This window comes from Desulfobaculum senezii, assembly GCF_054657395.1.
Map to the genome: position 1 here is coordinate 576831 of NZ_BAAHYU010000003.1, position 21527 is coordinate 598357.

The 21527-nt window shown below is 61.9% G+C and carries 20 protein-coding genes; 9 read left to right on the forward strand and 11 right to left on the reverse strand.

Annotated features, from left to right (window positions below; genetic code table 11):
* The first annotated feature begins 39 nt into the window (after positions 1-39).
* Positions 40-1686: a Na/Pi cotransporter family protein gene (locus tag ACYQ2T_RS11660; protein WP_459900746.1), complete on the forward strand. Its 1647-nt coding sequence runs from the start codon at positions 40-42 to the stop codon at positions 1684-1686.
* Positions 1687-2045: 359 nt separating this feature from the next.
* Here the strand turns inward: ACYQ2T_RS11660 and ACYQ2T_RS11665 are convergent, their stop codons facing one another.
* Positions 2046-3023, reverse strand: a complete 978-nt coding sequence (locus ACYQ2T_RS11665; protein WP_459900748.1) for a glycosyltransferase family 2 protein — start codon at positions 3021-3023, stop codon at positions 2046-2048.
* 237 nt (positions 3024-3260) lie between these two features.
* Between ACYQ2T_RS11665 and ACYQ2T_RS11670 the strand changes: the two genes are divergently transcribed.
* The 4 genes from ACYQ2T_RS11670 to ACYQ2T_RS11685 all read left to right on the forward strand — a co-directional run bounded on the left by ACYQ2T_RS11670 (position 3261) and on the right by ACYQ2T_RS11685 (position 8546).
* Positions 3261-4415, forward strand: coding sequence for an MFS transporter (locus ACYQ2T_RS11670; protein ID WP_459900750.1), 1155 nt, complete (start codon positions 3261-3263; stop codon positions 4413-4415).
* A 277-nt stretch (positions 4416-4692) separates the two neighbouring features.
* Positions 4693-5178 carry a periplasmic heavy metal sensor gene (locus ACYQ2T_RS11675; protein ID WP_459900752.1) on the forward strand — a complete coding sequence of 162 codons (486 nt, stop codon included), beginning with the start codon at positions 4693-4695 and terminating at the stop codon, positions 5176-5178.
* Between the two features lie 106 nt (positions 5179-5284).
* A complete protein-coding gene (locus ACYQ2T_RS11680) occupies positions 5285-7087 on the forward strand; it encodes a two-component system sensor histidine kinase NtrB (RefSeq protein WP_459900754.1) in 1803 nt (600 codons plus the stop codon).
* A complete protein-coding gene (locus ACYQ2T_RS11685) occupies positions 7080-8546 on the forward strand; it encodes a sigma-54-dependent transcriptional regulator (RefSeq protein WP_459900756.1) in 1467 nt (488 codons plus the stop codon). Before ACYQ2T_RS11680 ends, ACYQ2T_RS11685 begins: the two co-directional genes overlap by 8 nt.
* A gap of 233 nt (positions 8547-8779) precedes the next feature.
* Here the strand turns inward: ACYQ2T_RS11685 and ACYQ2T_RS11690 are convergent, their stop codons facing one another.
* The 9 genes from ACYQ2T_RS11690 to ACYQ2T_RS11730 form a co-directional block, all read right to left on the reverse strand.
* Entirely contained in the window at positions 8780-9130 is a 351-nt protein-coding gene (locus ACYQ2T_RS11690; RefSeq protein ID WP_459900758.1) for a ferredoxin-thioredoxin reductase catalytic domain-containing protein, read from the reverse strand.
* Positions 9131-9132: 2 nt separating this feature from the next.
* Positions 9133-9387, reverse strand: coding sequence for a glutaredoxin family protein (locus ACYQ2T_RS11695; RefSeq protein WP_404843623.1), 255 nt, complete (start codon positions 9385-9387; stop codon positions 9133-9135).
* Between the two features lie 114 nt (positions 9388-9501).
* The gene (locus tag ACYQ2T_RS11700; RefSeq protein ID WP_459900760.1) at positions 9502-10386 is read right to left on the reverse strand and encodes an amino acid ABC transporter permease; all 885 of its coding nucleotides are present in this window, start codon (positions 10384-10386) and stop codon (positions 9502-9504) included.
* Positions 10387-10440: 54 nt separating this feature from the next.
* On the reverse strand, positions 10441-11274 hold the full coding sequence (locus ACYQ2T_RS11705) for a transporter substrate-binding domain-containing protein (protein ID WP_459900762.1): 834 nt from the start codon (positions 11272-11274) through the stop codon (positions 10441-10443).
* Between the two features lie 32 nt (positions 11275-11306).
* Positions 11307-12032: an amino acid ABC transporter ATP-binding protein gene (locus ACYQ2T_RS11710; RefSeq protein ID WP_459901625.1), complete on the reverse strand. Its 726-nt coding sequence runs from the start codon at positions 12030-12032 to the stop codon at positions 11307-11309.
* Positions 12033-12078: 46 nt separating this feature from the next.
* Positions 12079-12894 (reverse strand): amino acid ABC transporter permease, encoded by an 816-nt coding sequence (locus tag ACYQ2T_RS11715; protein WP_459900763.1) that lies wholly within the window; start codon positions 12892-12894, stop codon positions 12079-12081.
* 337 nt (positions 12895-13231) lie between these two features.
* The gene (locus ACYQ2T_RS11720) at positions 13232-14005 is read right to left on the reverse strand and encodes a glycosyltransferase family 2 protein (RefSeq protein WP_459900764.1); all 774 of its coding nucleotides are present in this window, start codon (positions 14003-14005) and stop codon (positions 13232-13234) included.
* Between the two features lie 90 nt (positions 14006-14095).
* Positions 14096-14761, reverse strand: coding sequence for a dTMP kinase (gene tmk, locus ACYQ2T_RS11725; RefSeq protein WP_459900766.1), 666 nt, complete (start codon positions 14759-14761; stop codon positions 14096-14098).
* Positions 14737-15768, reverse strand: coding sequence for a 3'-5' exoribonuclease YhaM family protein (locus tag ACYQ2T_RS11730; protein WP_459900768.1), 1032 nt, complete (start codon positions 15766-15768; stop codon positions 14737-14739). The genes tmk and ACYQ2T_RS11730 overlap by 25 nt, the downstream gene beginning before the upstream one ends.
* Before the next feature lie 396 nt (positions 15769-16164).
* Here ACYQ2T_RS11730 and surE point away from each other — a divergent pair, with 396 nt between their 5' ends.
* From surE to ACYQ2T_RS11750, 4 genes are all read left to right on the forward strand, one after another.
* Positions 16165-16923 (forward strand): 5'/3'-nucleotidase SurE, encoded by a 759-nt coding sequence (gene surE, locus ACYQ2T_RS11735; protein WP_459900769.1) that lies wholly within the window; start codon positions 16165-16167, stop codon positions 16921-16923.
* A 194-nt stretch (positions 16924-17117) separates the two neighbouring features.
* A complete protein-coding gene (fba, locus tag ACYQ2T_RS11740) occupies positions 17118-18041 on the forward strand; it encodes a class II fructose-1,6-bisphosphate aldolase (protein ID WP_459900770.1) in 924 nt (307 codons plus the stop codon).
* 18 nt (positions 18042-18059) lie between these two features.
* Positions 18060-19061: a type I glyceraldehyde-3-phosphate dehydrogenase gene (gap, locus tag ACYQ2T_RS11745; RefSeq protein ID WP_459900771.1), complete on the forward strand. Its 1002-nt coding sequence runs from the start codon at positions 18060-18062 to the stop codon at positions 19059-19061.
* Between the two features lie 520 nt (positions 19062-19581).
* A complete protein-coding gene (locus ACYQ2T_RS11750) occupies positions 19582-20517 on the forward strand; it encodes an IS110 family RNA-guided transposase (protein WP_459898185.1) in 936 nt (311 codons plus the stop codon).
* A gap of 298 nt (positions 20518-20815) precedes the next feature.
* On the opposite strand, the gene ACYQ2T_RS11755 is transcribed toward ACYQ2T_RS11750, so the two are convergent.
* Complete coding sequence (locus ACYQ2T_RS11755; RefSeq protein WP_459900772.1) at positions 20816-21439, reverse strand: YigZ family protein; 624 nt, start codon at positions 21437-21439, stop codon at positions 20816-20818.
* Between the last annotated feature and the right edge of the window lie 88 nt (positions 21440-21527).

The following is a 21527-nucleotide window of genomic DNA, read 5'->3' on the forward strand; positions in this document are numbered from 1 at the left end:
GACACTTCTTGCGTGACATTCGGCCATATAGGGAGGCGCATGAACACAACGGACCTCATTACTCTCGCTGGCGGGCTTGGCCTGCTCCTCTTGGGCATGAAGCTCATGACGGACGGTCTCAAGCTCGCCGCAGGCGGCTTTTTGCGCCGCGCTCTTACTGCATCCACCAAAACGCCGCTTCGCGGCATCCTTTCCGGCTTTGTCATGACATCCGCCGTGCAGTCGTCGTCGGCGGTGACCGTGGCGGCCATCGGCTTTGTCAACGCGGGCATTATGGCCCTGACGCATTGCGTGTGGGTGGTGTATGGCAGCAACGTTGGCACCACAACCACGGCGTGGCTGGTGGCGATGCTGGGCCTGAAGGTCAGCATCAAGGCCCTTGCCCTGCCGCTTATCGCCGTCGGCACCGCGCTATGGATTGCCGGCTCGGTGTCCCGCCGCGCCGCTCTTGGCGAGGCCCTTGCCGGGTTTGGTCTCTTTTTCCTTGGCATTGAATATCTGCAAGGCGCCTTTCTGGACCTTGGGACCTCCTTTGACCTGACGAGTATCGCTCTGCCGGGGCTGGCCGGGTACGCCGCCTTTGCCGCGGTGGGCTTTGCGCTGACGTGCCTTATGCAGTCGTCCAGCGCCACGATGGCGTTGGTGCTGACGGCTACGGCTGGGGGGATGATTCCTATTGAGCAGGCGGCCGCTGCGGTCATTGGCGCCAATGTGGGCACCACCAGCACCGCCGCCCTTGCCGTCATTGGAGCAACGCCGCAGGCGCGGCGTGTGGCGGCGTTGCATATGGTCTTCAACCTGCTGACGGGGTGTGTGGCTATTGCGCTGCTGCCCGTGTTGGTGGACAGCATCATTTCCGCGCGCGCCGCCCTTGGCATGGATGCGGAGCCGGCGTCGGTGTTGGCGCTGTTCCACTCGGTGTTCAATGTGCTTGGCGTGCTGGTGATGGTGCCTATTACGCCTGCTTTGGTGCGCTTTTTGGAGAATCGCTTCCGCACCGCGGAGGAGGACGAAGGGCGCCCGTGCTACCTTGACCGCAACACCCTGAGCACCCCTGCGGTGGCCGTTGGCGCGCTGGGCAAGGAGACGGAGCGCATGGCCGACATCGCCCGCCGGGTGATGCATAGCGCGCTCAACTGCACCACGGGCCATTGCCGCGAGGTGGACCGAAGCCGCGCCATTATGGACAAACTGCACGCGGCCATTGCGGACTTTGCCACGCGGGTGTCCAAGGCCGGACTGTCGCAGCGCGCGGCGGAGGTGGTGCCGGATATTTTGCGCTCCGCGCGGTACTTTGCCATGGCGGGAGAGCAGGCGCAGGAGGCCGTGGCCATTGTGGGCCAGCTGGAAGACCTGGAAGGCGCTTCTGTGCAGCCGCTGTGGCTGGACGTTTTGGAGCAGGCGCAGTCCATTATCCTGCACGCCGACCCCGTGGATGAACGCTACGACGAGCGGCGGCTCCTTGCGAGGGAGCGCGAATTCGAGACGCGGTATCAGGAACTGAAGCTTGCGCTACTGGACGCCGGAGCGCGGGCGGGCATTGGCATTCCGGTGATGGTGGCGCATTTGGACTATATGTCCTGCGTGCACCGGATGGTGGATCAGGTGGTGAAGGGCGCGTGCCAGCTCAGCGAGGTGCGCGCCGCCTCCGTGGTGCGCAAGGCCCGGTCTGCGATGAAGGGGTAGCGCCCGGCTCCTCAGCGGCGCCAAGCTGCGCCTGCGCGCTGCGCCCGTTCGTGCCGCGGTCTTGAGCGCGGGCTGTGGGCGCTTGGCGCTGCGTTATGGGCCGCGTGCGCCTTACCTTTCAGACTGGGGGAGCCACGGCATGCGTGTCCCGCCGCCGGGTGGGGCGTCTCCCACGCCGAACGGTCTGGGGTCTGCGTCCGGACGCGGGGCGTTGGCGGTAAGCCCCCCCTGCAACGCCCCAGCGTGGCCACGAAAAAGCCCCCTTTCGGGGGCTGTGTGTCCGGGGCGGGCGGATTTTTGGAAAGTGTGCCGCATCTCCCCTCCCGAAGATCCGCACCGCCAGTCTCTGGTTATCGCCGTCAACTCAGAAGACGGAGTTCACGGTCCCTCATGAGTTTGCGCAGCTTGAGGTTGCGCGTTCCCGGCAGCCTTGGGGACAGGTCGTTGCTGTCCTTATAGGCCGGGTTTTCATCCAGAAATGTCATGTGCCACCAGATGTCATCCATGCTGATGTGCCGGCGCAGGTAGGCTTCTGATTCCATGTGGCTGAAGTGGTGCACCACGGCGTTGGTGATGACGGCGGCTTGGAGCTTTTGCGAAGCCAGCGCGCTGTTGATGATGTATTCCTCCACGCGGTGGTTGCCCTGCACGGTTTTGAGCGGCATGGGCAGGATGAGGTCCATCAGCCGCCGGTCGTAGATGACGCATTCCGTGGACAGCCGCGGGACGTAGGAGAATTCTGGGCGCTTCAGGTTCAGGAACTTTTCCTCAAAGCCGTCAAAGAGTACCTTTTCCCACAGAAAGCGGTGCAGGATGGCGTTGTGCGCCACGCTGGTGCCCGGCAGGCGCGAGCGCTCGCGCTGGTAGTGGGCGCGCAGGGCGCGGTCCATCACTTGCCGCCCGGTCACGCTCACGGGCGCCACGGTGGAGGCCAGCACCACGCGGGGGTGGTTCTTGTGCATCTTGTACGCGGCGATGAGCCGTTCCAGCCAGCGGGGCGTGACAAAGACGTCCTCGTACATCTTGATGATGACGTCGTCGATGTGGCGGGCCATGATGATGTTTTGCATAGCGACCACGGCCGGCACGTAGCCCCGCGGCGTGGTGTACACGTCAATGACGCCGGGGTGGCGCTGCTGAAAGGACTTGATGAGCAGGGAGTGCTCGTCCGAAACATCGTTGGCGAGGATATAAATCTTCTTGAAGCGGGAGAGGTCGGTGTACAGCTCAAGGCACTTCAGGCACAGGACAAAGCAATCCATGCGGTGCGATGTGATGAGCATCAGCACTGGATGGACGTCTCTCGCCCTTGGGGTGATGTCGATAATCTGTGCCATGTGCCCGCTCCCGGCGGCCTACGGTGAATCACGCTGACAAAAAGGGTGGAGTCTGCCTCTTTGTCAAATATGTGATCGGCCGTTACGGAAAATTTCTTTAGGGAAAAAATTGGAGCGGAATGAAAAAAATCCGGAGGGGTGTTCAACTGGTTGGAACACTACACGAATCCGGTGGAAAAAAATAGTGCTTTGGGAGAGAAATGTGCGTTCTTCCCCCTGCATGATGAGGTGCTTTGCATGAACATGTCTCCTTCTGCCCGTCGTCTGTACATATTCCTGATGATACTCACCCTTGCAGGTGCGGTGGGCTTGCAGGGCTGGCGGACGCTGGTCAACAACTTCGCCGTTGATGTGGTGGGTGTTGATGGTCTGGAAATGGGCATTATCCAGTCCATTCGAGAGGTTCCGGGATTTTTGGCCTTTCTGGTGGTGTATCTGCTGCTGTTTATTACGGAGCGGCGGCTTGCGGCATTTTCCATAGCCGTGGTGGGCCTTGGTGTGGCGCTGACGGGCTTTTTCCCCACCACGTGGGGATTGGTGGCCACCACGCTCATCATGTCCTTTGGCTTTCATTACTTTGAAACGGTGAATCAGTCCCTGACGTTGCAGCATTATGACCTTGCCACCGCGCCGCTGGTGTCCGGGCGGCTCAAGGGGTTGACCTCGGTGGGCAACCTTGCCGTGGGCGGGGCGATTTTTGTTTTGGCCGAGGTGTGGGACTACCCCATGCTCTTTGCCGGAGTGGGCTTGGTGGTTGTGGTGGCAGGCCTTGGGGCGCTCTTTGTCCCCATTGCCGACGTGGAGGCGCGCCCGCAGCGCAAGGGCATGCTCCTGCGCAAAAAGTACTGGCTGTATTACCTGCTGACCTTTTTCGCCGGAGCGCGGCGGCAGATTTTTGTGGCCTTCTCCGTGTTCCTGATGGTGGAGCGCCTTGGGTTTACCGTGCAGGAAGTGACGGCGCTGTTCATCTTCAACAACGTGGTGAACTGGTTTGTCTCGCCGCGCATTGGCCGCGCCATCAACCGCTTTGGCGAGCGCGCCGTGCTGAGTGTGGAGTACGCGACGCTTATTGTGGTTTTTGCCGCCTACGGCGTGGTGGAAAGCAAAATGGTGGTCGCCATCCTGTATATTCTGGACCACGTGGTGTTCAACTGCTCCATCGCCATCAGGACCTACTTTCAGAAAATTGCGGACCGCGAGGACATTGCGCCCAGCATGGCTGTGGGCTTTACCATCAACCATGTGGCGGCGGTGGTTATTCCGTTTTGCGCCGGGGCGGTGTGGCTGCTGCACCCCTCGTGGGTGTTCTTTAGCGGGGCGGTTTTGGCGGCGGTTTCGCTGGGATTTGTGCAGTGCATCCGCATTCCCAAAGCCGAAGACGGCGCCGCTTAGGCTGACCACAATGCCGCGCCCGGCAGGGGTTTTGGGCGCGGCCGTGGCGGCGGGGCCGTAGGGCAGTGGCAGAATGTGCACATGCCGGCGGTAGGGATTGCACAAGTGCACGCCCTTGCACAAAGTGCACTGATGTGGTGCAATCAACTTGCACAACGGCAGAGTGGCGGGTGAAGGCTTTTCGCGTAATTGCTTGAAAAGATTGCAATTTCAGTTTTGGCACGCCTCGTGCTTTAACTTAAGAAAACGCAAAAGCCCCAAACAAGGAGCACAAGCTATGACGAAGAAGAACACCACCATCGCAGCATTTGTCGCGGTAGCGGTTTTGACCCTCGCCGCTGTGGCATACGCCGGACCGCATCACGGACAGATGCGCGGCCAGATGGGCGGCCACGGCTGGGGACAGGGGTACTGCGGCCAGGGCTATCAGGCACTGAGCCCCGAACAGCAGCAGAAGGCCGACGCCATCGCGCAGCAGTTCTATCAGGACACCAAGCCCCTGCGCGAGCAGATGTACGCCAAGCGCGCCGAGCTGGAAGCTCTACTGGCCAGCCCCAATGCCGACCAGAGCCGTATCGACGCCGTGACCAAGGACATCGCCAATCTGCGCAGCCAGCTTTTTGAAAAGCGCGTGAAGTTCCGCCAGCAGATGGGTAACGAAACCGGCATCCGTATGCCCATGGGCCGCGGCTACGGCCACGGCGGCTACCACCGCGGTGGTGGCGGTGGCGGCTACTACGGCAACTGCCCCGCTCTCGACTAGCCCCGAACCTTCGCCACGTGGCGGAGGACAACATTACAGCCCCTCCTCATAGCGTCCCCGGGGTCGGTACAGACTGGCCCCGGGGTTGTTATTACAGGATGACCCAATGGAACTTGGTCTCCGGTCAAACAAGGATTCGAATCCCCTCCTCGTCGCCGCCATCGCCCTTGTGGTGCTTGGTCTCGGCATCAGCTACGTCACGTGGCACAATCTTCGCCAGCAGCGCGAAACCATCAACGAACACATGTTTTTGTCCTCCCGCGTAATCCTGCGTGGGATCGAGACAAGCCTCATGCGCGAAATGCGCGGGCACAGGCGGCACGGCATGCGCGGCATGATGCAGCAGCAACAGCCCCTGCCCAGCATCAAGCCGCAGGTGGTGGAGATGCTCTCGGACCTCGTGAATCAGAGCGAGGTGGAATTCCTGTCCCTGTACGCCCAAAATGGACGCATGCTGCTGTCCGTTGGCGCGGAGGGGCTCAATTATCCGGAGATTCCCGGCCACGGGTGGGATGTGCTGCAATCCACCGGCGAGTGGCAGGCCTTCTACTCCGGAGACAAACGCAATATTTTCGTGGCGGCCCTGCGCTCGCGCCGTGGCCTTGGCCAGCTGTGCGAGATGGATTCCGGCATGGGCACTGCCGGAGTTGGCGTGCCGTACCTCGTTGTGGGGCTGGATGCCACGCGCCATTTGCAGCAGTTTAAGAAATTTCGCTCCACGGCCATGTATCAGACGCTGTACGTGCTGCTGGTGGCCCTCTTTTTGTGGGGGCTGGCCATTGCCTACCTGCGCCGCCGCGACCAGGGCCGCCGTCTGAACCGTTTGGAGCGCTTCCACTCCCGGCTGCTGGACACCATGCCCGACGGCCTTGTCACCCTTGATGACGACGGTCTCATCCGCGCCGCCAACCCGGCGGCGGAGAACATCCTTGAGGTGGAGGGCAAAAAGCGCCTTGTCGGGCGCATGTGGACGGACCTGCCCCTGCGCAGCGCAGGGGGCCGCGACATTTCCGCGCAGGACAAGTGCGGCTCCGGGCGCACATGGGTGCAGTACGAGTATGCCGGACGCAGCCTTGAAGTGCTGTGCCTGCCCATTCCGCCCTCGGAGCGCGGCGCGGACGAAGCCAGTGAGCGCTTGGTGCTGGTGCGCGACAGAACGGAAATCAAGGCCCTTGAGGACGACCTTGTGGAGGTGCGTCATCTTGCGGCGGTGGGCCGCCTTGCCGCCGGATTGGCGCATGAAATCCGCAATCCCCTGAGCGCCCTGCGCGGCTTTGCCCAGTTCTTTGCGGACAAGCTGCGCGGCCAATCGCCCGAGGAGCAGTACGCCGACACTATGGTCCGCGAGGCGGACCGTTTGGACAAGGTGGTCTCGGACCTGCTGTTCCTGTCGCGCCCGCGGACGCCGGAGCGCTCCGCTGTGGACATGCAGCAGCTGACGGTGGACCTGCGGCATCTGCTGTCGCGCGATTTTGAGCTGCGCGGGGCGGAGTTTGGCACCCAGCTGAGCGATGCGCCCGTCCATGCCGACCCGGACATGCTGAAGCAGGCGCTGCTGAACCTTGTCATTAATAGCCTCAACGCCGTGCCGGACGCCGCCTCTGGCGAGACGGGCCGCGTGGAGGTTGCCACTTATCAGGAAGGCAACGCCACCATTGTGGCGGTGCGCGACAATGGCCACGGGATGACCGATGAAGACCGCGAGCACGCCCTTGAGCCGTTTTTTACCTCCCGCAAGGAGGGGACGGGCCTTGGACTCGCCATTGTGCACCGCATCATGCGCGCCCATGGCGGGCAGGTGTCCCTTGTCTCCACCACGGACGAGCGCGTGCATGGCACCGAGGTGCGCCTGAGCTTTCCGCTGGTCATTGAAGAAGAACGCTTAGACGGAGTCGACAACGATGCGTGAATATGGGGAAGCCAGAAGGGTTCTCGTCGTGGATGACGAGCCGGCTCTTCGCCTGCTTGTGGGCGCTGTTTTGCGCGATGCGGGCTGGCACGTCATGGAGGCCGAAAGCGCCGAGGATGCCCTTGGCATGTTGCCCGATGCCGGACCGGACGTGGTCCTGCTGGACATGCGCATGCCCGGTATGGACGGCCTGGAGGCTCTTGGCGCCATCCGCGCCGCCGTGCCCGGTGTGCCGGTGGTGATGCTGACGGCCTACGGGACCGTCGGGTCCGCCGTTGATGCCATGAAAAAGGGTGCCTTCGACTATCTGACCAAACCCGCGGATAATGAGGAACTCAAGGCCGTTCTCGACAAGGCGTGGGACTACTCCCGCCTTGTGGCCGAAAACCGCGAGCTGCGGCAGGAGACGGGCATCAGCGAGGGCTTCATCGGCCAAACGCCGCAGATGGAGCGCGTGCGCGACCTTATCAGCCAGACCGGTCCCACCGAGGCCACGGTCCTCGTCATGGGCGAATCCGGCACCGGTAAGGAACTGGTGGCCGCGGCCCTGCACGACGTCAGCGCCCGCGCCAAAGGCCCGCTTATTAAGGTCAACTGCGCGGCGCTGCCCGGCGATTTGCTGGAGAGTGAACTCTTTGGCTACGTGAAGGGCGCCTTTACCGGCGCGACCCGCGATAAACCCGGCCGTTTTCAGTTGGCCTCGGGCGGGACGCTGCTGCTGGATGAAATAGGCGAGATGCCCCTTGAGCTGCAGGCCAAATTACTGCGCGCCTTGCAGGAGCGCATTGTGGAACCCCTTGGCGCTGTGGGCGCCGTGCCCGTGGACGTACGCATCGTGGCCGCGACCAACCGTGACCTTGCCGCCGAGGTGGCGGCGGGGCGCTTCCGTGAAGATTTATATTACCGCCTGAACGTGCTGGAGATTCGCATCCCCCCCTTGCGTGAGCGCATGGATGACATGCCGCTGCTTGTGGCGCACCTGCTGGAAAAGCTGGGGCGCAAAAACCGCAAGCAGATGCGCGAGGTTAGCCCCCGTTTTCTGGAGGTGCTGTCGCACTACGCGTGGCCCGGAAACGTGCGCGAGCTGGAAAACGCCCTTGAACGCGCCCTCGTGCTGTCGCGTACCGATTCCCTGCGTGAGGAGGACCTGCCCCCGCAGGTGCGCGCCGGTGGCACGCCGGAAGGCATGCAGCCTGTTGCCGCGCCCACGCCCGCCGCGCGCGGTGTGATGAGCGCCGCGGCCATGGACGCCGCCCAGCCTGCGCCCCGGCCTGCAGAAGACGCGTCCGGCTTTGGCCGTCCCGGTCCCACGTCCCTTGACGATGCGGAAAAGCAAGCCCTTGTGGAAGCGTTGGAGGCCCACGGCGGCCACAGGCAGAAGACGGCGGACGCCCTTGGCATCAGCCGCCGCACCCTGCAGTACAAATTGCGCAAGTACGGATTGACCCGGCGCGCCTAGCAGGCGCGCTAATGCGCATTGGGGCGCAGAGATGACGGCCGCTCCTTGCCCCCGCATCTTTCCCCGCCGCGCGGGCAGTGAAGGCCACCCGCAACAGGGGCCTGCATGGGCAGAACAGCCTGAATGGTTTTTGACAGGCGCGCGGAAGCCGCGCCGAATCTGCGCAGGAAGACGATAGAACAAAGCGCCCGGTCCATATGGACCGGGCGCTTTTGCATTGCGAAAGGGCGCGGTTAGTCGTCCACGCCAAGGGCGGCGAGGAGCTTTTCCGGCGGGCGGCGTTCGGGCACGGTTTTGTGGGGGACGGTGCCGTCAATCCATGCCTTGGAGACGTACAGCCCGCAGTAGCATGAGCCGTATTCCTCAACGTCCGGGTCGCGGTAGACGCAGGGACAGATGATGTCGCGGTCCGCATCAAAGCCGCCGCTGGCCAATCTGCACGGACAGGCCATGTACCCGTAGCGGTCACGGTTATCCAGCAGGCTTTGCAGCAGGGGCATGGTCATGTCCATGTCCGGGTTGAAGTAAAATCCCTTGGCCTCCTGAATGGGCCCGAGGCGGGAGAAGAGTTCCTTGGCATCCATAATCAGACTCCGAGCAGGTCTTTGAGCTTGTCCTTGCGGAAGCCGACGACGACCTTGTCGCCGTCGATGACGATAGTGGGAAAGGAGACGGCGGGGTTGTGGCTGCGGACCTCGTCGATGCACTTGGTGCGCTCTTCGCCCTTGAGGTCGTCAACGTGGATGCAGTCGTATTCAACGCCGCATTCATCAAGAAATTCTTTTGTTTTTCGGCAGTGGACGCAAGTCGTAAGCGCGTAGACCTTGACGTGGCTGGCCATTGAAACCTCCGTGCCCGAAGCATGTGTGCGGTGTCGCAACGTGGGGGCGGTTGATGTCAGGTTGTCCTTCTTGTGTAAAAGCTTGCCAGTAGAAGGTCAATGGGGGACGCCGGGCTAGGCCAGTCCGCGTCTGGCACGCCGCTCCACCTTGGCCGCAAGCACGGAGCAGGTGCTGGTCAGCAGCAGGTACAGCACCGTCACGGTAATCCACGTTTCAAAGGTCATATACGTGGCGGCCATAAGCTCCATACCCTGAAAGGTCAGCTCCTGAATGGAAATGATGGAGACGATGGCGGAGTCCTTGATAGTGGAGATAAACTGCCCGGTCAGCGGCGGCACAATGCGCGACAGGGCCTGCGGCAAAATGACGCGGCGCATGCGCTGCCAGCGCGACAGCCCAAGGGCGTAGGCGGCCTCGTACTGCCCGCGCTCCACAGACTGGATGCCCGAGCGCACGTGCTCCGTAATGTAGGCGCCCTCGTACACCGCAAGGGTCATAAGCCCGGACAGAAAGGCCGAAAAGCGGTTCACCGGGGCGGCGGTGAAGGCAATAACGCCCTGCGCCCAGTCCGGTGCGGCGCGCACAAGGCTGTCCACATGCAGCGCCATGAGCAGCTGGTCCGACAGAAAAAAATAAAAGATGAACACCAGCACAAGGGGCGGCGTATTGCGCACAAGACCGACGTAGACCTTGCCCGTCAGCCGCCAAAACAGGCTGTGGCTGGTGCGCGCCAGCCCCATGGCCGTGCCGATGATGGTGGCAAACAGCATGGTCCACAGGCTGAGGCGGATTGTGGTGAGCAGTCCCTGCGTCAGTAGGCCGGGCACCCAGCCCTCCTGCGCGTCGTGGCGCAAGAGAAACTGGCCGATGCGCTCCCAGTGCCATTCGTAGTCGAGGCGGGTTTCAATGCGCCAGCCCATGTAGGCCACGCCGGCGGCGATAAGCGCCAGCAGAATGACGTCAAGGACGCCGAAGCGGGTGGATTTTTCTGGAATCACGGTGATGCTTTTGTGCGGATGGCGCGCCGCCGCCGAAGCGGCGGCGCGGGATGGCTACTGGAGCTGGTCCTGCCAGTCCATGGTGTTGAACCAGTAGTACTGGCGCTCCTGAATCCAGCCCTCGGCGCGGACCACGCGAATCCAGCTGTCGAGGAAGTTCAGGATGTCGATGTCGCCCTTGCGTACGGCAATGCCGTTGGGTTCGTTGGTGAAGGGCTCCTCAAAGGGCATGTAGAGCTTGTTCGGGTGTTTGATGGCTTCCTGCGCGGGCAGGGGGGCCATGCTCACAAAGGCGTCGGCGCGGCCGTTCAGGAGCTCCTGCACGGCCTGCGGCTCCTTGTTGAACAGCTTCATGCGGGCGTTTGGCATGTATTTCTTGGCGGCCTTGGCAGCCGTGGTGCCCTTGCGCGCGGCGATGGTGATGTCCTTGGAGTTGAAGTCCTCAAGGGCGGTGAGGCCCGGTGCGTTCTTTTTGTGCGCCACGATGGACATGCCCGTGCTGTAGTAGGGGATGGTGAAGTTCACCTTCACAGCGCGGTCCGGGCGGATGCTCATGCCGCCGATGAGCAGGTCGAACTTGCCGGCGAGCAGGGCGGGGATGATGCCGTCCCACGAGGTGGGTACAAATTCCACGTCCACGCCCATGTCCTTGGCGAGGCGGCGGGCCACGTCGATTTCAAAGCCGATGAATGTTCCGGTTTTATCCTTCATGGCCCATGGCACAAAGGTGTCCATGCCCACGCGCAGGGTGCCGCGCTTTTGGATGGTGGTCAGGGTGCTCTCCTCGGTGAGCTGCCGGGAGGTGTCCCCCGCGTGTGCCGCCACGGCAAACAGCAGAAGGACAAGGGCCATGAGGACCGCGCAGATGCTTTTGGCTTGGGTGTTCATCAGGGTCTCCTTTGCGGTGATGTGGTGCCGGACTACAGAATTTGGCTGAGGAACAGGCGGGTGCGTTCCTCGCGCGGGGTATCGAAGAAGACGTCGGTGGAGGCCTCCTCCACGATGCGTCCATCCTCCATAAAGATGATGCGGTCGCCCACCTCGCGGGCAAAGCCCATTTCGTGGGTGACGACAACCATGGTCATGCCTTCGCGGGCGAGGTCGCGCATGACTTCAAGCACCTCGCCGATCATTTCGGGGTCCAGGGCGCTTGTGGCTTCGTCAAAGAGCATGACGCCCGGATGCATGGCCAGGGCGCGGGCAATGGCCACGCGCTGCTGCTGGCCGCCGGAGAGCTGCGCCGGATAGCTGTCGCCCCGGTCGCCAAGCCCTACCCGCGTGAGCAGGTCCATGCTGGTTTGGGTGGCGTCGGCGTCGGATTTGCGGCGGACAAGGGTTTGGGCAAGGTTCACATTCTCCAGCACCGTCAGGTGCGGGAACAGATTAAAGGACTGAAAGACCATGCCCACGTCCTGCCGGATGGCGTCGCGGTTTTTCCGGTCGCCATTCAGGGGAATGCCGTCGATGACGATGTGGCCCTCGTCAATGTCCTCCAGCCCGTTGAGGCAGCGCAGCAGGGTGGACTTGCCCGACCCGGACGGACCGATGATGACGACCATTTCACTGCGCATAACGCTGAGGCTGACGCCCTGCAGGGCGCGCACGCCGTTGGGAAAGGTCTTGGACACGCCGTCCACGGTGATGATGGGCGACTCGTCCTGTGCGCCGCGTTTGGCGGATTGTGTGGAGGTATCAATGAGCATGGGGCTCCTCGCTATACAGCCGGCGTTCAAGGACGGAGGCGACCCACGACAGGCTGATGGTGACGGCCAGATAGATGGCGGCCACAGTGAACCAGATTTCGAAGGTCAAAAACGAATCCGCAATGACGAGCTGGCCCTGCTGGGTTAGCTCGTACACCGCAATGGTGCTGGCGAGGGCGGAGTCCTTGACGAGGGACACGGCAACGCCCGTCAGCGGTGGCAGAATGCGGCGGATGGCCTGCGGCAGAATGATTTTACGGTAGGTGTCAAAGCGTGACAGGCCAAGGCTGTATGCGGCCTCCCACTGTCCGATTTGCACGGACTGGATGCCCGCGCGGAAAATTTCCGATGCATAGGCTCCCTCAAAAAGGGACAGCGTGAGCACAGCGGCGGTAAAGGCCGAGATGTCCAGTACAGGAGCAATGACGAAATAGATGAAAAACAGCTGGATGAGCAGCGGTGTGTTGCGGATAAGCTCCACGTACCCCTGCGCCACCACGCGCCCCATAAAGGAATCCGACAGGCGCAGTACGGCGGCGGTCAGCCCAAAGACAAGGGTCAGGCCAAGGCTGAGGCCCGTAATCTGGAGCGTGACCCACAGCCCCTGAAGGAGCGGCCCCGGGGTGAAGGTGCCCCCGGAGAAGGAATACAGATAGCGCGGCACAAGGTACCACTGCCACTGGTACCCCAGCCCGCCTTCGCCAAGGAACAAAAGCCACAGGATAAAGGCCCCAAGGCCAAGGAACTTGGCGATGTCGATGGCGGAGCGCCGCAGGGTTGGTCTGGTGAGGGTGGCCGTGGTCATGCCTGCGTCCCCCTGCGTTGCGGCGGGGACAGGCGGGGCATGATGCTGGCGGAAAGAGAGAAGGCATGCCGCCCGCACGCGCCGGGGCGCGGCGCATGCAAACGTGGTGCGGACAAAGGGCGGAGCAGGGCGGCGGGGGAAGGCATGGGCTAGTGCTCCGTGTCCGCTATGGCGCACAGTTCACCGCCGGGGCCGTAAAAGACCACGGACGTCTGTGGCGCGTACTGCAAGCGCTGTGTCTGGCGGGTTCGCATGATGGGCATCCTTTCGGTATCGGCTTTTCAGCGTAGCAGAACCTGAGGCATTTGCAAACGCGGGGGCGCGTGTCCCCCGGCATCTACCCGCTATGGTCGTCCGGCGTGGGTGGGCAGGAGCGCTCCACCAGTTTCATATACTTGTGGAAGGCATAAATAAAGGCGTGCACGCCCAGCACCAGCCCCGCGCGTCCGTCGCGGAAGCCCTGCTTAAGGATGTACTGCTTCAGGAACTTGCCAAAGGCATGGGCCAGCGCCGTGCCGACACCGGCGCGGCGGCCCTTGGCCTGCATCTCGCGCGCGGCAAGGGAGGTGTAGCTGTTGATCTTGTCCAGATGCTCGGCAAGGTCGGCGTAGGGGTAGTGGATGATGTCGCCCTCAAGGGGGCGCGTCGCGGCCGTGGGGTGGAACTCCTCGTGTGGGAGCATGCCGCGGATTTCCACGCTGTCCAGCCGGAAAACGCGCAGCAGGCGGTCAGGATACCAGCCGCTGTGCATGATGAAGCGGTCCAGATACCACGAGCGGCGCGGGCACCAGAAGCCCCCCGCGCCCTGCGGGTCGGCAAGGGCGCTGAGGACGGAGGTACGCAGCTCCGGCGAAAGGAATTCGTCCTGATCAAGGGTGATAATCCATGGCGATTCCACCTGCTCAAAGGCAAAGCGGAACTGCGGGATGGTGCCTTCCCAGTCGCGGTGCAGAATGTCCGCCCCCGCGGCTTTGGCGATATCGAGGGTGGCGTCGGTGCTGCCGGAGTCCACCACCAAAAGCCTGTCGCAAAAGTCGAGGCTGGCAAGGGTCTTGGCGAGCCACTTCTCGCCGTTGAAGGTCAAGATAACGCCGGTGATGTTTTGGTTCATGCGTGCTTTTGGGGGATGCCGCGCCGGCGTGGGGGTGCCACGCCGACGGGCAGTGAAAAAGTGTTCGTGAAGGGCCGCCGCGCGGAGGCGCTAAAAGTCCGGGGCCTCGGCTTCGCTGTCGTCGCCTGCCAGCTTTGCTTCAATGATGGCGATGGCGTCGGCCACCACGGCATCCAGCGGCTGAGAGGCATCCACAATGCGGAAGCGCTTGCGGTGCAGGGCGGCCAGCGTCAGGTAGCCTTCACGCACGGTGTTGTGAAAGTTCAGGCTTTCGGCCTCAAAGCGGCCCTCGGTGTCGCACTTCTGCTCCTGCATATTGCGCGAAACCGCGCGGCCAAGGCCGACCTCGGCGGGCAGGTCGAAGAGCAGGGTCAGGTCCGGCCACATGCCGGAGACGGCCACATCGTTGAAGCTGTGCAGCTGCTTGGGGTCCAGCCCGCGGCCGTAGCCCTGATACGCCACGGTGGAGTCGGCGTAGCGGTCCGAAATGACAATCTTGCCCGCTTCAACGGCAGGGCGGATGACCGTGGAGACATGCTGGGCGCGGTCCGCAAGGTAGAGGAACAGCTCGCTCGGGCCGGTCAGGTCCGTGCTCTCGATGTCGAGGAGCAGCTTGCGCAGTTCGCGGCCGATGCGGCTGCCGCCGGGTTCGCGGGTCAGCAGGACCTCGCGCCCTGTTTCCTCCAGATGCTTCTGGACGGCGCGCAGCACACTGGATTTGCCGGAGCCTTCTATCCCTTCAAAGGTAACAAACATAGCTGGTTGCTTTCCTCTTTGTCGCACTCGGGGCGCGGCTTTGGCGTGTGAAATGGGCGGTAGACGGGGCGCGACAGAGCACGCAGATACTGGCTCCAGCCGGTTTCGCCGTCGGGGATGTCTTCCAGAGCGCCGGAGACGGTGTTCATCTTGGCGTCCATGTTGTCCGCAAAATGCAGGGCAAAGGCCTCGGCTGTCTTGGGCCGCTTGGGCGAGCCGAATTCCAGCTCGCCATGGTGGCTGAGAATCAGATGCTTCAGGTGTATCTTCAGCTCCGGCTCAAGGTCCTTGGCCTTCAAGAGGAACGGTTCCAGAACGTCCAGCCCCAGCTGGATGTGGCCCAGAAGCCGCCCCATGTCTGTATGCTCCCGCGCGGGGCCTTCCGCGTATTCCCACGCCTTGCCAAGGTCGTGGAAAATGGCGGCGGCTAGCAGTACCTGCCGGTCCAGATTGGGGTACAGGTCGCAGTAGCTCATGCACAGGTTGCACACGGCAAGGGTATGCTCCAGCAGTCCGCCCGCGTAGGCGTGGTGGATGCTGATGGCGCCGGGAGCCTTCATGATGCGCGATTTGACCTCGGGCGCGGTGAGCACCTTGCGGCACAGGGTGCGCCACGGCTTGTGCTCCAAGTGGCGTTTACACAGGCGCTCGATGTCCGCCAGCATGTCTTCCGGCTCGCGCTCGCTGGAGGGGATAAAGTCGCCAATGCGCAGGCCCTCGGCGTCGGGGTCGAGGATTTTGACGGCATCGGCCACAACCTGCGGTTGGTCGCGGTAGGTGCCGACCTGCCCGCGGATGCGGACAACCATCCCGGCGGCAAGTTCCGGACAGTTTTGGCTGTGCGGCGAAAAAATCTTGGCGGGAACCTCTCCGGAGTTGTCGGCGAGCGTCAGGCCCCAGAAGGGACCGTTTTTTGCCTGCCCGAGTCGGGCTTCCGTCAGGACGAACACGTCGTCCACCGTCTGACCGGGGGAGAGGTCGTGCACGAAGGTCTGCTTTCGGGTCATGGTTCCGTCTTGTCGTGTCAAGGTGTCTCTCTATAGGGAGCGGCCCCGCTTTGGCTGTGCGGCCGCGTCATAGTCAATTGCGGCGGACGGCTGTCCCCACAGCACCGAGGCATAGCAGAGTCCCCGCGGGGGCGCAATGTGCGCGCCCGCCGCGCGCGGCGCATCGCGCCGGAGTTTTGGGCGTTTTTGTGGCTGGGGTCCTCAGCTTTGGCGGCGCTGTTTCGCCGCGTTCTTTTGCCAGCACAGGCCCACGCCGGTCCCTGCGTTTCACACCGGGATGAGGGGATTTCCCCTTGGGCGTTGCGGGTCATCTGCGCTTGGGCTATCGTCGGCTGGACTGCGTCGGCGCAGCCGCGCCGACGGCCATCCGTTCACGTTTAACCGACCAAAAAATCCATGAATATTCTTCTTACCAACGACGACGGCATTCAGGCCCCCGGCCTCCGGGCCATCTACAAGGCGCTTTTGGACGCCGGGCACACCGTGCAGGTTGTGGCCCCCGTGTCCGAGCAGTCCGCCGTTGGACACGCCATTACCATCGCCATGCCCCTTAAAGTAAAAAACTTCAGGGAAAACGGCTTCAAAGGCATTGGCGTCTACGGCACCCCCGCAGACTGCGTCAAGCTGGGTCTGACCACGCTCCTCAGCGGCCAGCGCCCCGACCTTGTGGTCTCCGGCATCAACAGCGGCTGCAACGTTGGCGTGGATATCATCTACTCCGGCACCGTCAGCGCCGCCACCGAAGGCGTGCTGGAGGGCATCCGCGCCATTGCCGTGTCCTACGACGATTGGACGCCGCAGGATATGACCGGGCAGGCCAAATGGGCCGCAGACTTCATTGGCCGTACCGACTGGGACGCCCTGCCGCCGGATGTTCTGCTGAACCTGAATCTACCCAAAGGCCCCATCGAAGAGGCCAAGGAACTTGTCCTCTGCCCGCAGACCAGAACCTCCTACCGCGACTGGTATCAGGAGCGGCATGACCCGCGCGGCAGCGCCTACTACTGGCTGGAAGGCGAAATCCCCCACGAGCGCGTTGGTCCGGAGACGGACCGCGGCAAGCTGAGCGAAGGGCACATCACCCTGACGCCCCTGCAATTTCGTCTGACTGACGAGGCATTGCTCAAGCAGCTGGATGCCCTTGGCGTTCGTTGACAGCAAGCCCCTGACGGGACTATATAATAGTGGTTTCACAGTCAGTCCGCCCGGACCGGTAGACCGGTCCGGGTGGGTTTGTAGTGCGCAAGGCAGGGCAGTGTCCCACTGCTGACACGGCAAAAGAGCCTGAAAAAGCAGACGGTTGCCCGTACCCATATCTTTTATCAAAACAGGATACCGAGGAGGACTTCATGCCACTTACCGGACCCAAGGAGATGTTCGAGAAGGCGTATGCTGGTGGTCACGCCGTTGGCGCTTTCAACGTGAACAACATGGAGATCATTCAGGGCATCATCGCCGCGGCCGAGGAGGAGCGCGCCCCGCTTATTCTCCAGGTCTCCGCCGGGGCACGAAAGTACGCCAGCCAAGTGTACCTGATGAAGCTGGTCGAGGCCGCGCTTGTTGAGTCCGACCTGCCCATCTGCGTGCATCTGGACCACGGCGCCGACTTCGATATCTGCAAGGCCTGCATCGACGGCGGCTTCACCTCCGTGATGATCGACGGCTCGCATCTGCCCTTTGAAGAAAATATCGCCGTCACCAAAAAGGTTGTCGAATACGCCCACGACAAGGGCGTGTGGGTCGAGGCCGAACTCGGCCGTCTGGCCGGCATCGAAGAGCATGTTGTCTCCGAGGAAAACGTCTACACCGAGCCTGATCAGGCCGTGGAATTCGTTGAGCGCACCGGGTGTGACTCCCTCGCCATCGCCATCGGCACCAGCCACGGCGCATATAAGTTCAAGGGCGAGCCGCGCCTCGACTTTGAGCGCCTGGAGACCATCACCAACATGCTGCCCAAGTACCCGCTGGTGCTCCACGGCTCCTCGTCCGTGCCGCAGGAATTTCTCGACATGGCCAATGCCTTCGGCGGCGAAATCCCCGGCGCCAAGGGTGTGCCCGAGGACCTGCTGCGCAAGGCCGCCAAGTACGGCGTCTGCAAGATCAATATCGACACCGATATCCGCCTTGCCATGACCGCCGTCATCCGTAAGACCCTCACCGAGCAGCCCGCTGTGTTCGACCCCCGTAAGTACCTTGGCGCCGCACGACAGGCCGTTAAGGACATGGTGCAGCACAAGATTAAGAACGTGCTCGGCTCTTCCAACGCCATCTAAGCTGAGAAGGATTATACAATGGCAGTTAAAGTCGGTATCAACGGTTTTGGCCGTATTGGCCGTTTTCTTACCCGCCTCATCGCCAAGGATGAGAATCTCGAACTGGCAATGATCAACGCCCGTGCGGACAACGAGTCCCTCGCGCATCTGCTGAAGTACGACTCCGTCCACGGACGTTACGACGGTGAAATCGTCGCCAACGAAGAGGGCTTCGTCATCGACGGCCAGCAGGTGAAGGTCACCCGCCACGCCATCGGCGAGTGGACCTGGAGCGACTGCGACGTCGATATCGTCGTGGAAACCACCGGCCGCGTGAAAGACGGCAAAGGTCTCGCCGAGCACATCGCGTGCGGCGCAAAGAAAGTCATCATCGGTGCCCCCGGCAAGGACGTGGACCTCACCGTCGTGCCCGGCGTCAACGACGACCTCTACGACCCCGCACAGCACAACGTGCTGTCCAACGCCTCCTGCACCACCAACTGCATGGCCCCCGCCACCAAGGTGCTGAACGACACCTTCGGCATCAAGCACGGCCTGATGACCACCATCCACTCCTACACCATGAGCCAGCGCATCCTCGACGGCTCCCACAAGGACCTGCGCCGCGCCCGCGCCGCAGGGATGAGCATCATCCCCACCACCACCGGTGCCGCCAAGGCCGTGACCGCCGTCATCCCCGAGCTCAAAGGCAAGCTCGACGGCATGTCCATGCGCGTGCCCACCCCCAACGTCTCCCTCGTGGACCTCGTTGTGGAAGTGGAGAAGGACGTCACCGTCGAAGAAGTCAACGCCGCCCTCAAGGCCGCCGCTGAAGGCCCCATGAAAGGCAACATGGGCTTCTCCGAAGAACCCCTCGTCTCCATCGACTACGTGTCCAGCTCCTACGGCGGTATCGTCGACTCCCTGCTGACCTCCGTCATGGACAAGCGCATGGTGAAACTCATCATCTGGTACGACAACGAAGGCGGCTACTCCAACCAGCTCCTTCGCTTCATCCGCCGCGTCGCCAAAGACCTGTAAAAGGTCACCGCGCACCGCCGCGAATGAACGAGAATTCAAAAGGGAGGCTCCCCAAAGGAGCCTCCCTTTTTTTGCGTTTTGTGGGGGAATGTGTGGGTGGGGTCTGTGGTAGGTGGTTTGGCAGGGGCTATTTTTGCCTCCGGCGGGTTAAGGACTACCGTCCTTAACGATCCTGCGTGCGCACGTGCCGGCTGCCTTTTTCTGTGGCGGTCGTCACCCCTGTGGTGCTCTCGTCCGTGGAGAAGGGGGAAGAAGGCGGTCGGCCGGTGGGTGTGGTTTGGCAGGGGCTATTTTTGCCTCCGGCGGGTTAAGGACTACCGTCCTTGTATATTGACCCTCAAGCCGAAGGCGGAGAAAAAAGGAAGCCGCCTCCATGACTGGCATGAAGGCGGCTGTTGCGGCAGACCGTACGTCCTTGAGTAATGAGCTCGTTGTTAAGCTGGGTCGCCGCAATATGTAGTACAAACTCGAATGATTGTTAGAGCACAAAGCTCGAATTTGCAAGGAAGAGTGAACTACGATGAAACGCACCATGGGCATTGACGTATCGAAGGCCAAGCTTGATGTCGCCATTTCTGGTGACGACAGCACGTCCACTGTTGAAAATACCCCTTCGGGTTTTCAGCAAATCGTTGAGACGGCAGAAGCGCATAATGTTGAGCTCGTCATCGTGGAAGCGACAGGTGGATATGAGTCTGACGCCGCAGATTTTTTGATGGAGCAAGGCATTCCCGTCGCTGTTGTGAATCCTCGCCGTGTGCGTGACTTTGCCCGGAGCCTCGGAGTGTTGGCGAAGACGGATCGTATTGATGCTCTTGTTCTTGTTCAGTTTGGGGAAGTCGTCCCTGTCCGGGAAAATCAAAAAGTCCGGGCAACTCAGCGCAAGCTGGAAACTCTAGTTAACCGTCGTCGGCAGGTCGTCGAAATCCTTTCCCGGGAGCGCGTTCGCTTGCAGCGAGCTTCGTCTGATGTGCGCCCTTATATTGAAGACGTCATTGCTACTCTAAGAACGCAAGAAAAGAGTTTGTCACTTGAAATCAAGAAACACATTCTCAGTGACAAAGATTTTAGCGATAAGGCAACGTTGCTTGAAACCACGAAAGGGATTTCGTCAGTAACCTCTGCGACTCTTCTTGCTTTCTTTCCTGAGTTGGGGACGTTAACGCCGAAGCAAGCAGCTTCTCTAGCAGGCCTGGCACCATTCAACAGGGATAGCGGCAAGAAAACGGGGCAACGTTGCGTTTGGGGAGGACGAATAAAAGTACGTAGCGCCCTTTACATGAGCGCAATCTCAGCGACTGTCTGGAACCCTGCAATTCGAGCCTTCTACCAGCGTCTTTGCGATGCGGGCAAACCTAAAAAGGTCGCCCTCACTGCCTGTGCAAGGAAGCTTCTCGTGATTTGCAATGCGATTTTACGGACGGGAAAACCTTGGGATCCTGCACTTAACGCTTGATTGCCAATACGATTGCTTAACGATCCTGCGTGCGCACGTGCCGGTTGCCTTTGTCTGTGGCGGTCGTCACCCCTGTGATGCTCTCGTCCGCGTGGATGGGTGAGATTTTTTTGGGGGGGGAGGTGTGTGAAGGGCGGTGAGAATCCCTGTTGGGGACGTGTACGAAGAAAAAGGGAGAAGGCAAAAGGACCCGCCCGCCCACCCCTATTTTTCGGGCGGCTTCCGCCCGAAAAATCCTGGGGATTCTCAAGGGTGTCACACCCTTGAGCCGCCGGAGGCCCTCTTTTTCTTGCTCTTCCTACTCTCCTTTCACCTCATGAATCCGCGCGGTGCCGTCGGTGAGTTCGGTGGTGTATTCTTGCAGGGCTTGGGCGTTGTCTTTGGGGAGGGTGAGGGTGAAGGTGGCGTCACGGGCGTAGGTTTCGTTGTCGATGGTTGCTTCGAAGGTTGGCAGGGCGCGTTTGAAGAGGGTGATGTGCTTGTAGTCGATGCTGATGCTGAGGCGCACGGCATCGAAGCGCCGTGTTGTGGGCAGGGAGTCGAGGGCGAGTTGCACCATGCTGGAGTAGGCGCGCACGAGGCCGCCGGTGCCGAGCTTGATACCGCCGAAGTAGCGGGTGACCACGGCGGCTATTTCGCCGACGCCGGAGTGCATGAGCACGTTCAGCATGGGCCGTCCGGCGGTGCCGGAGGGTTCGCCGTCGTCGGAGCAGCCGACAAAGGCGGAGTCGCCGGCGGGTCCGGCGTTGAAGGCCCAGCAGTTGTGGTTGGCGTCGGGGTGCTGGGCTTTGATGTCGGCGATGAAGGCGCGTGCTTCGTCCACGGTGGTCACGTGGGCGATGGTGGTGATGAAGCGGCTGCGCTTAATGGAATCCTCGGCGCTGTGGCGGGGGATGGCGGGTATGGCGTATTCCTGTGACATGGGTGGATGCATACCGGGATGCGCGCGGAAGTGCAATCGGGGGCGCTTGGGGCTTTGACGAGTGCGGCTGACCTGGGCTAACGAGGCA